The organism is Saccharopolyspora sp. ASAGF58 (genome assembly GCF_012277335.1).
In the GTDB taxonomy this organism is placed as follows: Bacteria; Actinomycetota; Actinomycetes; order Mycobacteriales; family Pseudonocardiaceae; genus Saccharopolyspora; species Saccharopolyspora hattusasensis.
This window is the reverse complement of record NZ_CP040605.1, coordinates 6761499-6775279: the sequence shown is the minus strand read 5'-3', so window position 1 is coordinate 6775279 and position 13781 is coordinate 6761499. Positions and strand designations below refer to the sequence as shown.

16 protein-coding genes and 1 pseudogene are annotated in these 13781 nt (G+C 67.1%); 13 read left to right on the top strand and 4 right to left on the bottom strand.

Translation table 11 applies throughout. From position 1 onward, the window contains the following. Positions 1-19 precede the first annotated feature (19 nt). From FDZ84_RS31830 to FDZ84_RS31820, 3 genes are all read left to right on the top strand, one after another. Complete coding sequence (locus tag FDZ84_RS31830) at positions 20-1018, top strand: TIGR03842 family LLM class F420-dependent oxidoreductase (RefSeq protein ID WP_168588871.1); 999 nt, start codon at positions 20-22, stop codon at positions 1016-1018. A 101-nt stretch (positions 1019-1119) separates the two neighbouring features. Continuing rightward, the gene (locus FDZ84_RS31825; protein ID WP_168588870.1) at positions 1120-2460 is read left to right on the top strand and encodes a uracil-xanthine permease family protein; all 1341 of its coding nucleotides are present in this window, start codon (positions 1120-1122) and stop codon (positions 2458-2460) included. A gap of 85 nt (positions 2461-2545) precedes the next feature. Beyond that, positions 2546-2926 carry a VOC family protein gene (locus FDZ84_RS31820; RefSeq protein ID WP_168588869.1) on the top strand — a complete coding sequence of 127 codons (381 nt, stop codon included), beginning with the start codon at positions 2546-2548 and terminating at the stop codon, positions 2924-2926. Positions 2927-2933: 7 nt separating this feature from the next. On the opposite strand, the gene FDZ84_RS31815 is transcribed toward FDZ84_RS31820, so the two are convergent. Beyond that, the gene (locus FDZ84_RS31815; RefSeq protein WP_168588868.1) at positions 2934-3587 is read right to left on the bottom strand and encodes a TetR/AcrR family transcriptional regulator; all 654 of its coding nucleotides are present in this window, start codon (positions 3585-3587) and stop codon (positions 2934-2936) included. Positions 3588-3727: 140 nt separating this feature from the next. On the opposite strand from FDZ84_RS31815, the gene FDZ84_RS31810 reads away from it, so the two are divergent. The 3 genes from FDZ84_RS31810 to FDZ84_RS41195 all read left to right on the top strand — a co-directional run bounded on the left by FDZ84_RS31810 (position 3728) and on the right by FDZ84_RS41195 (position 5427). Further along, the gene (locus tag FDZ84_RS31810) at positions 3728-4936 is read left to right on the top strand and encodes a cytochrome P450 (RefSeq protein ID WP_168588867.1); all 1209 of its coding nucleotides are present in this window, start codon (positions 3728-3730) and stop codon (positions 4934-4936) included. Between the two features lie 11 nt (positions 4937-4947). Continuing rightward, positions 4948-5157, top strand: a complete 210-nt coding sequence (locus FDZ84_RS31805) for a ferredoxin (RefSeq protein ID WP_168588866.1) — start codon at positions 4948-4950, stop codon at positions 5155-5157. Between the two features lie 132 nt (positions 5158-5289). After that, on the top strand, positions 5290-5427 hold the full coding sequence (locus tag FDZ84_RS41195; protein ID WP_371812717.1) for a hypothetical protein: 138 nt from the start codon (positions 5290-5292) through the stop codon (positions 5425-5427). A 136-nt stretch (positions 5428-5563) separates the two neighbouring features. On the opposite strand, the pseudogene FDZ84_RS39605 reads toward FDZ84_RS41195, so the two are convergent. Together FDZ84_RS39605 and FDZ84_RS31790 are read right to left on the bottom strand one after the other, a co-directional pair. Next, positions 5564-5716 (bottom strand): annotated as a pseudogene (locus FDZ84_RS39605) (pyridine nucleotide-disulfide oxidoreductase); the annotation flags it as partial. A gap of 375 nt (positions 5717-6091) precedes the next feature. Then, positions 6092-7633, bottom strand: coding sequence for an IS1380 family transposase (locus FDZ84_RS31790; RefSeq protein ID WP_246868362.1), 1542 nt, complete (start codon positions 7631-7633; stop codon positions 6092-6094). Positions 7634-7851: 218 nt separating this feature from the next. Here FDZ84_RS31790 and FDZ84_RS31785 point away from each other — a divergent pair, with 218 nt between their 5' ends. From FDZ84_RS31785 to FDZ84_RS31775, 3 genes are all read left to right on the top strand, one after another. Continuing rightward, the gene (locus tag FDZ84_RS31785) at positions 7852-8001 is read left to right on the top strand and encodes a hypothetical protein (RefSeq protein WP_168584137.1); all 150 of its coding nucleotides are present in this window, start codon (positions 7852-7854) and stop codon (positions 7999-8001) included. Between the two features lie 415 nt (positions 8002-8416). Further along, positions 8417-8974 (top strand): class I SAM-dependent methyltransferase, encoded by a 558-nt coding sequence (locus FDZ84_RS31780; protein ID WP_168590498.1) that lies wholly within the window; start codon positions 8417-8419, stop codon positions 8972-8974. Positions 8975-9244: 270 nt separating this feature from the next. Beyond that, on the top strand, positions 9245-9616 hold the full coding sequence (locus tag FDZ84_RS31775) for a helix-turn-helix domain-containing protein (RefSeq protein ID WP_168588865.1): 372 nt from the start codon (positions 9245-9247) through the stop codon (positions 9614-9616). Positions 9617-9632: 16 nt separating this feature from the next. Here the strand turns inward: FDZ84_RS31775 and FDZ84_RS31770 are convergent, their stop codons facing one another. Further along, positions 9633-10523, bottom strand: coding sequence for an IS982 family transposase (locus FDZ84_RS31770; RefSeq protein WP_168584373.1), 891 nt, complete (start codon positions 10521-10523; stop codon positions 9633-9635). Positions 10524-10762: 239 nt separating this feature from the next. Between FDZ84_RS31770 and FDZ84_RS31765 the strand changes: the two genes are divergently transcribed. The 4 genes from FDZ84_RS31765 (at position 10763) to FDZ84_RS31755 (ending at position 13546) form a co-directional block, all read left to right on the top strand. Next, on the top strand, positions 10763-11467 hold the full coding sequence (locus tag FDZ84_RS31765; protein WP_168588864.1) for a hypothetical protein: 705 nt from the start codon (positions 10763-10765) through the stop codon (positions 11465-11467). 177 nt (positions 11468-11644) lie between these two features. Continuing rightward, the gene (locus FDZ84_RS31760; protein WP_168588863.1) at positions 11645-12004 is read left to right on the top strand and encodes a hypothetical protein; all 360 of its coding nucleotides are present in this window, start codon (positions 11645-11647) and stop codon (positions 12002-12004) included. Between the two features lie 214 nt (positions 12005-12218). Continuing rightward, positions 12219-12341, top strand: a complete 123-nt coding sequence (locus FDZ84_RS40210) for a hypothetical protein (RefSeq protein ID WP_256413594.1) — start codon at positions 12219-12221, stop codon at positions 12339-12341. Further along, the gene (locus tag FDZ84_RS31755; protein WP_168588862.1) at positions 12338-13546 is read left to right on the top strand and encodes an rRNA adenine N-6-methyltransferase family protein; all 1209 of its coding nucleotides are present in this window, start codon (positions 12338-12340) and stop codon (positions 13544-13546) included. The genes FDZ84_RS40210 and FDZ84_RS31755 overlap by 4 nt, the downstream gene beginning before the upstream one ends. Positions 13547-13781 lie beyond the last annotated feature (235 nt).

Sequence of the window (13781 nt, the reverse complement as noted above, 5' to 3'; positions counted from 1 at the left end):
CCAGCTTGGGGGTTACAGCATGGACTTCGGGCTTGTTCTGCAGACCGATCCGCCGGCCTGGTCGGTAGTAGACCGGATGTGCCGGGCCGAGCGGCTCGGCTTCAGCCACGGCTGGACGTTCGATTCCTGCGTGCTGTGGCAGGAACCGTTCGTCATCCACAGCCAGATCCTGGCTGCCACCGAGCGGCTGACCGTCGGCCCGATGGTCACCAACCCGGCCACCCGCGACTGGACGGTCACCGCCTCGACCTTCGCCACGCTCAACGACATGTTCGGGCCGCGCACGGTATGCGGCATCGGCAGGGGCGACTCCGCGGTGCGTGTCACGGGGGGCAAGCCGACCACTCTCGCGGCGCTCGAACACGCCATGCACGTGATCAAGGAACTCGCCGAGGGCCGGGAGGTGCAGCTGCGCGGCACCCCGGTGCGCCTGCCGTGGGTGCGCGATGGTCGGCTGCCGATCTGGATGGGTGCTTACGGGCCGAAGGCCCTGGAGCTCGCCGGGCGGCAGGCCGACGGCTTCATCCTTCAGCTCGCCGACCCGTACCTGACGACGTGGATGGTCGACCACGTCCGGCAGGCCGCCCGCGACGCGGGCCGCGACCCGGCGTCGATCACCGTCTGCGTCGCAGCCCCGGCCTACGTCGGCGACGACCTCGACCACGCCCGCGAGCAATGCCGCTGGTTCGGCGGCATGGTCGGCAACCACGTCGCCGACCTCGTTGCCCGCTACGGCGACACGACTGGGGCGGTGCCCGCCGCGCTCACCGACTACGTCAAGGGCCGGGACGGCTACGACTACTCGCACCACGGCCGGGCCGACAACCCGAGCACCGAGTTCGTGCCGGACGAGATCGTGGACCGCTTCTGCCTGCTCGGCCCTGCCCAAGCGCACGTGGCCAAGCTGCGGGAACTCCGCGACGCGGGCGTCGACCAGTTCGCGATCTACGCCATGCACGACGCCCTGGACGCCACTGTGGACGCCTACGGCGAGAGCGTCATCCCGGCCATGTCCTGACGCCCCACGGCCCCTGCGGCGGCGGTCACACGGCAACCGGTTTGTAGAGTTCCGCCCGAAGTGGCAGCCCCGATCGGCGGGGTGAAACGGGGAGGGGCGCCATGCGGCAGGGACTCGGCGCGAAGCTGGGCATCGGCTGGAAGCTGCACGGGGACGGCTCCACGCCGCGCCCCGGCGAGGCGGTGGCCCCGGACGAGCGGCTGTCCTGGGGGCGCACCGTCGGGCTCGGCGCGCAGCACGTGGTGGCCATGTTCGGCGCCACCTTCGTTTTCCCGGTTCTGATGGGCCTGGACCCGAACCTCGCGATCATGGTCTCGGGCGTGGCGACCATCCTCTTCCTGCTGATCGTGCAGGGCAAGATCCCCAGCTACCTGGGCAGCAGCGCGTCGTTCGTGGGCGTGGTGACGGTGATCCGGGCCGGCGGCGGGGACAGCTCGACGGTCACCGGCGCGATCCTGGTGCTCGGCCTGGTGCTGTCCGTGCTCGGGGTGGTCATCCACTTCGTCGGCCCGCAGGTGGTGCACCGGCTGTTGCCGCCCGCGGTCTCCGGCGCGGTGGTGATGCTGATCGGCTTCAACCTCGCCCCGGTGGTCGCCGAGTCGTACTGGCCGCAGGACCAGTGGATCGCGCTGATCACCATGATCGTCGTGCTCGGCTGCAGCGTGCTGCTGCGCGGATTCTGGTCCCGCATCGCGGTGCTGATCGGACTGGTCGTCGGCTACGCCCTGTCGTGGCTGTTCGACCTGGGCTTCGGACCGATCACCGCGCCGAACGCCAGCGGCGTGGTCAGCACGCACTTCCGGCTCGACCTCAGCGGCGTCGCGGAAGCCAGCTGGTTCGGCCTGCCGACGCTGCACGCGCCGTCGTTCGATGCAGCGGCGATCATCGTCGTGCTTCCCGTGGTGATCGCGCTGATCGCGGAGAACACCGGGCACGTCAAGGCCGTCGAGGAGATGACCGGCACGAAGCTGGACGGCAGCCTCGGGCGCGCGATCTTCGCCGACGGCCTCGCCAGCACCCTCTCCAGCGCTGTCGGCGGCCCACCCACGACCACCTACGCCGAGAACATCGGAGTCATGGCCGCCACCCGGGTGTATTCCACGGCGGCCTACTGGGTGGCCGCGATGGTGGCGATCCTCTTCGGGTTGTGCCCGAAGTTCGGCGCGGTGATCGCGGCGACCCCGGGTGGCGTGCTCGGAGGCATCACCGTCGTGCTCTACGGCATGATCGGCCTGCTGGGCGCGAAGATCTGGACGGAGAACCGTGTCGACTTCGGCGACCCGGTCAACCTGATGCCGCTGGCCGCCGGGCTGGTCGCCGGCATCGGCGGGGTGTCGCTGCAGATCACCCCGCAGTTCAGCCTCAGCGGCATCGCGCTGGGCACCGTCGTGACGCTGCTGGGCTACCACGTGCTGCGGTTGCTGGTGCCCGCCCGCAGGTGACCGCCTCCCAGTCTCTGATCGTCAGTGCGGGTGCGGCTGGCAGGCCTTAGGTTCGCAGACGACGACCGGTGTCGAGGAGGCCGCCATGCTGCGTCCCGTGCACTTCGAGATCCACGCGGGAGACGTGGACCGCGCCCGCACCTTCTATTCGACAGTGTTCGGCTGGCGGTTCCAGCAGGGGGGCGACGAGCAGTACTGGTTGGTCTTGACCGGTGAGGGCCCGGGCATCGACGGCGGCTTGCTGCCCCGCAAGGGCCCCGAGCCCTCCGACGAGACCCCGATCGCGGCGTTCGCGACGACTGTGGAAGTGGACGACGTCGAAGCCATGCTGTCGATCGTGGAAACCGCGGGCGGCCGGGTGGCCATGCCCAAGACCGCCCTGACCGGCATGGGCTGGGTGGCCTACTGCCGTGACACCGAAGGCAACATCTTCGGCATGTTCCAGGCCGATGACCTGGCGAGCTGACCTCGGTTCACCCGGGCACGCCCCGCACCATCGCGATGTCGGCCGCGGTCACCGGGCGGCCGGGCAGCGGTGTGCCGGGCCGGGCCTGCAGACCGTCGAGCATCAGCGTCAAATAGCGAGCCGGGGCTTCGTGGCGGATGTCGTCGGGGGCGCCGTGCACGCCTTGCAGCACGAGGGACAGGATCACGCCCAGGTCGCCGCTGCTGACGTCCGGTCGCAGCGAGCCGTTGGCCTGCGCGGCGCGCACCAGCCCGTCCAGAATTTCCAGCAGTTCGTTGCGGGTCTGCTCGACTTCCGGGTCCGCGCCCAGGATTCCCCGGGCGCGGGGGGAGAGCATGGAGAATCGGATCACCGTGCGCAGGTCCACCGCGCGCAGCAGGAAACCGGTCAGCGCGCGCCACGGATCGGACTCGCGGTCGCTGATCGTGCGGGCTTCGTCGAGGACCCGCTGGAACGCGTCCCGGCCCACGGCGCCGATCAGCGAATCGCGGTCCGGGAAGCGCCGGTACAGGGTGCCGATCCCGACCCCGGCGGCGCGCGCGATCTCCTCCATCGGAACCTCGGTGCCGCGCTCGGTGAAGACGGTCCGCGCCGCCGTGATGATCCGGTCTCGGTTGCGGCGGGCATCGGCCCGCAGCCGTGGCGTGGCGTCGGTCGTCATGGTCCTCGCTCGCGTGCCGGGTGCTGGGTTGGGCGGATTGTCGCATGTTCCGGGCCGAAAGTAGGTGGACGAAATTCTTCCGGTTGACTATAACCGGAAGGGAGTCGTCCATTTGTTCGCTCGGTGATCAGGGAGTCACGATGTCCGACGAAGCCGTTGACCCGGCGGCCTACCCGAAGGTCCGCGCCTGTCCGTTCGCGCCCGAACCGGAATACGCCAAACTGCGTGCCGAAACGCCGATCGCCAAGGTCCCGATGGTGGGCGGCGGCAACGCCTGGCTGGTGACCCGGCATGACTTCGTCCGCCAGGTCCTCGGCGATCCGCGGATGAGCTCCGACCGGCGCCGCCCCGGATTCCCGCAGCTATCGCCCGACCAGCGAGCCGTTGTCACCGACATGGCCCCGTCGCTGATCGGGATGGACCCGCCGGAACATTCCGAGGCCCGACGCGCCGTGCTGGGCGAATTCACCGTCCGGCGGATCGAGGCGATGCGGCCGCGCATCCAGGAGATCGTCGACGAATGCATCGACGAGATGCTCGCCGGGCCCCGCCCGGTCGACCTGGTGCGGTCGCTGTCGCTGCCGGTGCCGTCGCTGGTGATCTGCGAGCTGCTCGGCGTGCCCTACGCCGACCACGACTTCTTCCAGCAGCGCAGCAGCCTGATGCTGCGGAAGACGGTCTCCGCCGAGAGTCGCAGGGCCGCGGTCGAGGACATCCGGAAGTACCTGGACGAACTCGTCGCGGGCAAGGAGCGGGAGCTCGCCGACGACCTGATCGGCAGGCAGATCCGCAAGCAGCGGGACGCCGGCGAGGTTGACCACGACGCGCTCGTGCGGATGGCGTTCCTGCTGCTGATCGCCGGGCACGAGACGACCGCCAACATGATCTCGCTGGGCACCCTGGCGCTGCTGGAGAACCCCGATCAGCTGGCGGAGCTCGTCGCAGACCCGGCCAAGACCCTGCCCGCAGTCGAGGAACTGCTGCGGTACTTCACCATCGTCGAGGCGGCGACCTCGCGCACCGCTCTGGAGGACGTCGAGATCGGCAGCGTGCTGATCCGGGCGGGGGAGGGCGTCGTCGCGCTGGGCACCGCGGCCAACCGGGACCCGGAGGTCTTCGACCGGCCCGACGAACTGGACATCAACCGCAATGCCCGTGGCCACGTGGCGTTCGGCTTCGGCCCGCACCAGTGCCTCGGGCAGAACCTGGCGAGGCTGGAACTGCAGATCGTCTTCGACACGTTGTTCCGCAGGCTGCCAGGGCTGCGGCTGGCCGTTGGCGTCGACGACTTGCCGTTCAAGTCCGACGCGAACGTCTACGGGATCTACGAAATGCCCGTGACCTGGTGAGAGGAATGATCATGCGGATCAAGGCGGATCTGGACCGCTGCGTGGGCGCCGGCCAGTGCGTGCTGACCGCACCCGCGCTGTTCGACCAGAACGACGAGGACGGCCGGGTGGTGCTGCGGGCGACCGAGGTCGACGAAGGCAACGACAGCGCGGTGACCGCAGTGCGGGAGGCGGTGCACGTCTGCCCGTCGGGTGCGCTGTCGTTGGTCGACGACCGGTAGTCGACCAGGGGATTGCGGACTGCTTCCACATCCGATGTGGTGGTGGGCCACCGACATCCACCCGGGAGGCGGCGGAGATGTACAGCGAGCGCATCGGCGGCTTCCACATGCGGCCGAACGCAGATCGCGGCGATGTTCGGCGACCTGGAGATGCTCGAACCGGGCCTGGTGGACCTGACGGAATGGCGGCCGGATTCCCGGAAATGCCGCCCGGCGGCAAGCCCTGGACCGATCCCGCCGGGGTCGGCCGGAAGCGCTAGCGGCGCATGAAGCGGCGCCACCTCCCCCTCTCCCGGAGATGGCGCCGCTGGCGCGGTTGAGCCGCCATCCGGCAGCTTGCTGCCTGTGACGCCGCGGTCACAGGGCATTAGGTCCCGGGACAGGCTCGATTAAGGTTTTGTTGATTTTACCGCAGCAGCAAGTCGATTCCGCGAGCCGCCGCTCGCCCGGCGCGGTTGGCGCTGGCCGACGGTCCGTAGCCGACGAGGTGCAGGCGGGGCTCGGCGACCGCGCGGGTCCCCTCGACCCGGATGCCGCCGCCCGGTTCGCGCAGGTGCAGCTTGGATGCCGGTTCGCTGCAGGTGGTACGAGCCCGTCAGCCCTGCCTGACCAGCCCCGATCACCACGACGTCGATGCGCTCCACATCCGGCAGAACAGCCGCCACGCCGGAATCTTCCCGCGCCGGAAGTGGTCTGTGCCACTGCCGCGGAGTTGTTCGGATAGGCCAAGAGGGTGCGACGCAAGACACCCGCGGGTGCCTTTAACCCTGACTTTTCATGGCGGTCGGTGAGCGGGTGAGGGGGTTGGGTTTTGCTGTGGTGGGGCTGGTTTTCGCGGCCTGGGCGTGATGGTTGCCCGGCTGTCGGGCCGGGTGGCCGGGGGTTCCACGGGCCCCGGGGTCTTTCTTGGGTCGTAGGGGCGGGTTGGCGCTGGTTAGGGTGCTTGTGGCAGGGCGGTGATGCGCTGCCAGGCGCTCTCGATCTGGGTGGCCCAGGGCCAGGTGCGGGGAATTTTGAGTCGTCGTCGGCGGCCGCCGCGGACGAGGCGGGCCGCGGTGTGCAGGATGCGGTAGCGCAACGTTTTCGGCTCGGCTTTGGCCAGAGCGCCGTCGAGGGCGAGGAGTTTGAGCCAGGAGAGCAGGATGGCGGCGGTCATGGATGTGGTCAGCCAGGCGGTGTTGATCGCGAAGTCGCGGGAGGGGAATCGGCCCAGGCCGGTGTCCTTGCCGGTGCGGATGCAGTCCTCCACCCGGGCGTGCACCCGGTGCGCGGCGTCGATGTACTGCGACTGCCCCAGCCACCCCTTCGTGGTCTCGGGACGGTTGGTGACCCACAGTGTGTAGCGCCACCCGTCTTGGGTTTCGAACAGGGTCAGCTGCGCCCCAGGATGGGGACGTTCGCGACGCACGAACACCCGCATCTTCTCCGGCCAGGCGGAGAGTTGGTCGCCGCCTGGTCCCTGCCGCAGCAGCCCGGTCAGCTCGGCCACGTGGGCCTGCTCGACCCAGCAGCGGGCGTGTGTGCACCGGGGGTTGTCGCAGGCTTCCTCGGCGCGTCGCTCACGCAGCTGCCCGCGCGGCCCGATCGCCTGCACCCACGCCCGCTCGGGCACCAGCCGGATCGCGGTCTTCTCCCGCTCGGTCAGCGCCCACCCCACCGAGTAGATGAGCTGGTATCCGCGCCGGGACGCGAGCTTGTCCAGATGTGCGATGAGCTCGTGACTGGCGCCGGCACCGTCCACAGTGACCATCAACCGCCTCCGAAACTGTTGTGGCAGCGCGGCAATCGCACTATCGGTGATGGCGATGTGGTCCTCGGCTGTGTTGCTGCCGGCCGAACCGCGGCGCAGCATCCACGCCAGCGGCTCACCCCCGGTGTTGTCGCAGTAGGCCTGCAGCGGGTGATGGCCGAACCCCTTGAAGTTCGCCTCCGCCCACTCCTTGTCCGAATGCGCGTCAGTGACCGTCGCGTCGATGCGGACGCAGGTCACCCCCTCCAGGGTCTTGTCCGCGATGCGCACCCCGGGAAGCGTGCCGTGGCGTGTCACGATCTGGTCCCACGCATACCGGCGGGCAGTGTTCACTGCGGCGGTGATCTTCTTCGCCGTGCGGGTTCCGCCGTCGGCGATCTCTTCCAACGTCCGCCACGCGGTGGGCACCGACGCCACCGGCCCGAACAGCTCCCGCTGGTCACCCATCACCCGGAAATCGCTGATCGCCCGCGCCCCGTCGGCGATCGCGCACGCCACATCCGCTACCACCCGGCCCCGGTTATGCACCAGCAACCGGGTGCCGGCCAGCGCCTTCGACAAGCCTGCGGTCAAACCCGTCTTATCGGTCAACCCGCGCAGCAGCGCAAGCCCGGCGTGCGACACGATCCCCTCACCATCAGCGGTGACTTCCAAACCCCGCGACCACCCAGTAGCCTGCACCTCGAAAGTGCTCCTCACCTTGGTTGCGATACGGACGTCAGACACCCGTATCCTCCCAGGTCAGGAGCACTTTCTGTGTTCAGGCACGCCGCAACACAACCGACCCACATGAAAAGTCAGGGTTAATCCCGCCGAAACAACGCCCTACGATTGATTGCGTAAGCGATGGTCCCCAAACCTTCTTCCGTTCATCCTGCCCTTTGTCGGCGGTGCCTGGCGTGTACGTGCGGAAGACGGGGAGGTTTGCAGAAGGGAGGCAAGAAGTGACAACGGTGTGGGTGGCCCTGGCGGTCGAGTCGGTTGTGCTGCTGGCGGTAGCGGGAGCGATGACCAAGTGGGCGCAGCGGCTGCAGCCGGGCACCCCTGACCAGGTGATCGAGCCGATCGGCCCAGCGTCCGAGCGCGTCGCCTGAGGAAGCGTGTAGTGGGGCTTGCCCCCGCAGCCGGGAACGAGCCCCGAACCTCGAACCGGCCATGGCGCGGTGAATTCAATCGCCGCCCGGCCGGTTTTCGTTACAATTCCGGATGTCTTTTTGATTGACGTGCCCCACGCGTCGATTCCGCGATTTTCCCGACGCAGTTATTTGCAAAGGCGACTAGTGTCGCGGTTGTCCAGGTATGCGTGATCGGCATGTGATGCCGCACATGTCGGTCGCGGCAGGTGCGGCGACCGATAGGGTGGGCCGAACGAGCTCCGCACGCCGATCGGGAAGGGCATCCGTGAGTCCAGTCGAACAGTCCAGTGGTCCGCAGCCGGGTGGTCCGGTGCTGCCGAGTTCGGGCTCCGGATCGGTACTGACCAACTACCGGACGTTCTTCGAGCGCGCGGTGCGCAAGCCGAACCTAGTCGGTGCGGTCGCGCCCAGCTCGCCGAACCTCGCTCGCGAGATGGCGGCCGTGGTGCCGACCGCTGGCAGTCCAGTGGTCGTGGAGCTGGGGCCCGGCACCGGCGCGCTCAGCAGCGGGATCGCCCAGCGGCTGCCCGTTGGCGGCCGCCAGGTGGCGATCGAGGTGGACTCCGGCATGGTCGAGTATCTGCGCGCGGAACTGCCGTGGCTGGAGGTGATCCAGGGCGACGCTTCCCGGCTCGGCGACCTGCTGGCCGATGCGGGCATCGACAAGGTTGACGCGGTGGTCAGCGGCCTGCCGTGGTCGATCTTCCCGGCCAAGCTGCAGCAGGACATCCTGGACCAGGTCGGCGCGGTCCTCGCGCCCGGCGGCGCCTTCACGACCTTCGCCTACGTGCACGCCCTGGGCATGACAGGCGCCCGGCAGTTCCGCCGCCGCCTGGACCTGAGCTTCGACGAGGTGCTGACCTCGCACACGGTGTGGCGCAACATCCCGCCCGCCCGCATCTACGTCTGCCGCCGCCCCCGCCGGATCTGATCCCCAGGAGCGGAGTCGGCACCGACCACGTCGTCGGGTTGCACCTGGTGGGCTGCCCCATGGCGAAGGCGGACTTTGGGTCGTACTCCACAGTGGAGTCCCGGCCTTGGTTGCGGTCACCTTCACCGTCTGCGGGATCTCGCCCTCGTTGAGTTTGGTGCTGCCCGAGAGGGTTTCAGGCGAGGACTGGCCGGCCGGGGAGTCCGGCTTGACCGAACCGTCCCACGACCGCGCGCGTACGCTCGTAACCAGCGGACGGGAGGCGATCACATGTCCAGCAACGAGATGAGCCTCGGCGAGCGGATCAAGCGCATCCGCATGCGACGGCAGCTCACCCAGGAGAAGTTCGCCGAGAAGGCAGATGTCAGCGTTGACCTGGTACGAAAGCTGGAACAAGGGGTCCGCCACACCGCCAGCATGAGTTCCCTCACCCGCATGGCAACCGCCCTCGATGTCGAGGTGGCCCAGCTGCTCGGCCAGTCATCCACCGTCGAGCCGACCGTGGACACGGAGGCAACCGGAGTCCTTGCCATCCGGGACGCGCTGACCTCTCTTGCTTATTTTCCCGGCCTGGGCAGCTCGGAGATCGTAGCGGATGAGCCTCCGACGGTCGCGCACCTGCGATCCGCTCTAGATGATTGATTCCGTGAAGTTGGTGTTAGTGGTCGAACGCGATGAGTGAGCGTTTGCTGGTCGCGCCGGTTTCCCAGTTGTGCCAGATGCCTGCGGCCATGGCCAGCAAGCGCTGGGCGACGCGGGTGAACACGCCTGCCGGGGTGCGTCCGCCGTGCTGTTCGAGGCCGAGTTGGCTTTTGAGGGTCTGGTTGACCGACTCGATCCACTGGCGCACACCGCCGAGGTTGCCGCATGCGTAGGTTTCGTCCTTGCGGTCCGGGCGCAGTAGCCGCAGTTGCTTCGACTCGGTGAGTTTCTTGAACTCCTTGCCGGAGAAACCCTTGTCGGCCAACAGAATCTGGCCGTTGCGGATCAGGTAGTGGTTGTTGTCGAGTAACGCGGCCAGCACCTCGCGTTCGCCGATCTTGGGGTCGGCCAGGCACCACATGACCGGCATCCCGTCCCCGGTACACACGAGGTAGAGCTTCAGGCCCCAGTACCACCTGGAGTGTGACGCGCAGTAACCATAGTTGGCGTGGCCGGCCAGGTCCGAGCGTTTCACCGTCTCCCGGGACATGCCGCATGGCACCGGGGTGGCGTCGGTGATCCACAGGTCGTCGAACCAGGACGGGCAGCACGCGGCCAGGGTGATGATTGCCTTGCACAGCAAGGGCTGCGCGTTCCTCAAACGCTTGTTGTATCCGGGCTGGCGAGGCACGTGCGGGAACATCGCCAGCAGCTCGGGGTTGCTATGCACGTGCCGCATCCAGCGACGCTCACCGTTGTAGCGCAGCAGAACCTGAGCCACCGCCAGCGTCAGCAACTCACTGTCGGTGAACAGCGGGCGCCGTCCCCGTCCGGTCCGAGCCGGGACGACATGGTCATCGATCAGCACGTAGAGTGCGGTCAGGAGGGTGTTCAGTTCTTTCGTCACAGTTTGATCTTGAACACCCTCCTCCCAGGCCGTCACACCGGCCCCCTTCACATGATCTTCACGGAATCAATCATCTAGCGCACTGCGAGAGAATCAGAAAGCAGGGCTCATTCGCTCAGCTCGGCGCGATACTTCCCGGTCTCATCGCCGAGGCGCATGGTGCGACGCGTGAGCTGACCGGCGATGACCAGGCTGCGGCCTTCGGGGTACTCAGCGAGGCGTTCCAGATCGCCTCGACCATGATGGCGGCGCTCGGGCAGACCAACATCGGCTATATCGGCCTGATCCGGGCGCAGGAGGCGTCACAGCGTGCCGGGGACGATCTGCTTCAGGCGATGAATGTGTCGTCGTTGTCTTGGGTCTTGTTCAAGCAAGGGCGTCTTAAGGATGCCGAGGAGGCAGCGGTTCGCAAAGCCGAGCAACTGCGGCCGGACTTCATCCACGATAGCGCGAGAAAGCTTGGTGTCTGGGGAATACTCATGCTTCGGGCGGCAAGCGCGGCCGTCCGCAACAAGAAGCCGGATGGTGCGGAGGAATACCTGAGCCTCGCTCGCACCGCAGCGGCACGGATCGGCAGCGACCAGACGATCTGCGCGACACCGTTTGGCCCCGCCAATGTCGGAATCGCCGGTGTGAACGCCGCGGTCGAGAGCGAACGCTTCGAAAACGCCCTCACTCTGGCCCGCTCGGTCTCGCTTCCCGACAACGACTCCCTCTCTCCGACGTGGAAGGCTCGCTACCTGCTTGATCTGACGATCGCCTACAGCGGTCTGGACCGGGACCATGAGGCAGCAGTGCAGCTTCTCAAGGCCGAGCAGTTGGCACCCGAGTGGATGCGCTACCACACGCTGACGCGCCAGACCGTGTACGAGCTTGCCGAGCGTGCCAAACGACGGCGAACACCGATCCAGGAGCTCGCCGACCGGCTCGACATCCTCGACTGAGCCTTTATCGCACATTTCGGCCCAGCTTTGGCATGTCAGCACCACCGACTGGGACATCCTGTCCTTGTCGGGATGAAAGACCGCGTAGATATCGCAATCGGCGTCGCTTCAGAGATTGCCTCTTACCTGCCAAGGTCAAACTGCTCCTGAAAAGCAGCAGGTGAGGAGATCACAATCATGCGGTCCGGAGTCTTCAGCGGCACCGAATCCTCGGCCATAGGCAGAGAAGCAATCAATATGAATGGTATTCCGGATCCTGATGATCCGGGTCGGTGGTTGGTGCGGCCCTGGCCGACGAATGCCAGTTTCTGTAATGTGGTGCGGCATTTCTTGAATGTTTACGTGTGGCGGCTTGTCCAGGACACCGATGTTCGCCGTCAGCTCGACTATTTTTCGGCTTATCGGGCCGCGCTGGAAAACGCGTCGACGCATGAGCTGACGTGTGCTGCGGATTGGCAGTGGCGGGAGGAACTTCTGGCGTGGTGGAGAGGTGCGTGGACCTGTTCGAGGCGCGTCTTTGCGGCGAGCGGAAGGTGAACCGGGACCATCTGCGGTTGCCGGAGGCGACCGCTCTGGCGCTGGCTCCTGGGCGAACTGTCCACAGTGTCTAGTTTCGTGTGGTGGGCCGTGACACCGTCGGGATGCGGTGACCGCGGAGCACTACCCCCGGCGGACTCCACCCGCGTGGAGGTACATGCCCGACCATCGCACACCGATGGTTATTACGGAACCGCAAGGGAGGCAGATCAGGATGGGTAAGCACGACACCAACGTCGAGCGTGACGGTCATGGCGAATACGACCACACGAAAACCAAGCCGGTTGAGGAGTCCTCGGAGGGAACACATTCCAGTGATGACAAGGGTGGCGAATGAGCTCCCGCAGGTACCTGCCCACAGACCCGTGGACGAGCGAGGTACCCCGGGAACCGTTCATCCCGGACCGGATTTGGGTTTACAGCGAGCCGAACGGTGGCCGCGACCTCATCGAGATCGATCGGGTCACTGACCCGGAGCGCTGGTCCGCCGAGGTCGCCGCGAACGTCCCGATCATCACCCAGGTCAACATGGGCAAGCCGATCGAGCCCGGCGAAACCCTGGTCCCCACGTCATCCTGCTCCATGCCGTCGCTCGTAACCGACATGGTGGATGCCCTCGGTCCCCAGCCCGGCGACGGCATACTGGAGATCGGAGCCGGAACCGGGTGGAACGCCGCGCGCCTCGCCGTCCGCGTCGGGGGAGGCGGCCACGTCGTCACCGACGAGGTGGACCCGGAACTGGCTGAAACGGCGCGGAAAAATCTCGCCGAGTTCGGCTCAACGGCGTGCGTAGTCACCGCTGACGGGCTCCAGGGGTGCGCCGAGGAGGCGCCGTATGAGCGGATCATCGCCACGTGCGCGATCCGGGAAAGAATCCCGGTAGCTTGGCTCGACCAGCTCACACCGGGCGGGCGGATCATCGCGCCGTGGGGAACGGAGTTCTTCACTGGTTGCATGCTGACAGCCGACGCCGACGACGAAGGCAGTGTGACGGGCCGGTTCTCGGGTGATCTTGCGTTCATGCGCGCTCGATCACAGTTGCACGCGTTCTACGACTACGAACCCGCTATCGAGGTCAAACGCTCCGCGCCGTGGGAGACCACCAGCCACACCGGGACCGAGACGCTCGATGCAGTCCTCGATCCAAGCCGGGCGCGGTTCGCCATCTCCACCCGCGTGCCGGACATCGGGCTCACCATCGCGTGGGACCTATTCGGCGACCGCCACCATTCGATCGAACTCGACGACTGGGCAACGAAGTCGTGGGCGCAGCTCGCCGCGCACATGGACTCCGGCGAACCCTACGAGGTCCGACAGCATGGCCCCCGCCGGTTGTGGGACGAGGTCGAGGCCGCGCTGACCTGGTGGCACGACCATGACCAGCCGGGAATGGATCGCTTCGGGATCACCACATGCCGTTCCGACGGGCGGCAATGGCTGTGGCTCGACGACCCGGATCACCTGATCTCCAATCTGCGGATGCCCCGTCCTTCAGGATGGGGAGGAGCAGATCTCGCGTGTCGGTCGCGTAGCGACCGCTGATAGTCTTGATTTCGGTAGGTGAGACCTACCACCCCCACGCAAGTGGGAACACCCGAGCAAGTACGTGGGTACCGCTGGTCGAGCGGGAACCCGGACCACCCGGTCCGAACGCCTGAGTGAGATCGTGTGAGACCGAACCGCCACGGTGGGGACGCTGCGGTCGTTGAAGCAGGAAACTCAGTCCGCGAGGACTGAATCTCCTTCCTTCAAGGAGGAGAGAAGTCAAAGCATGCGG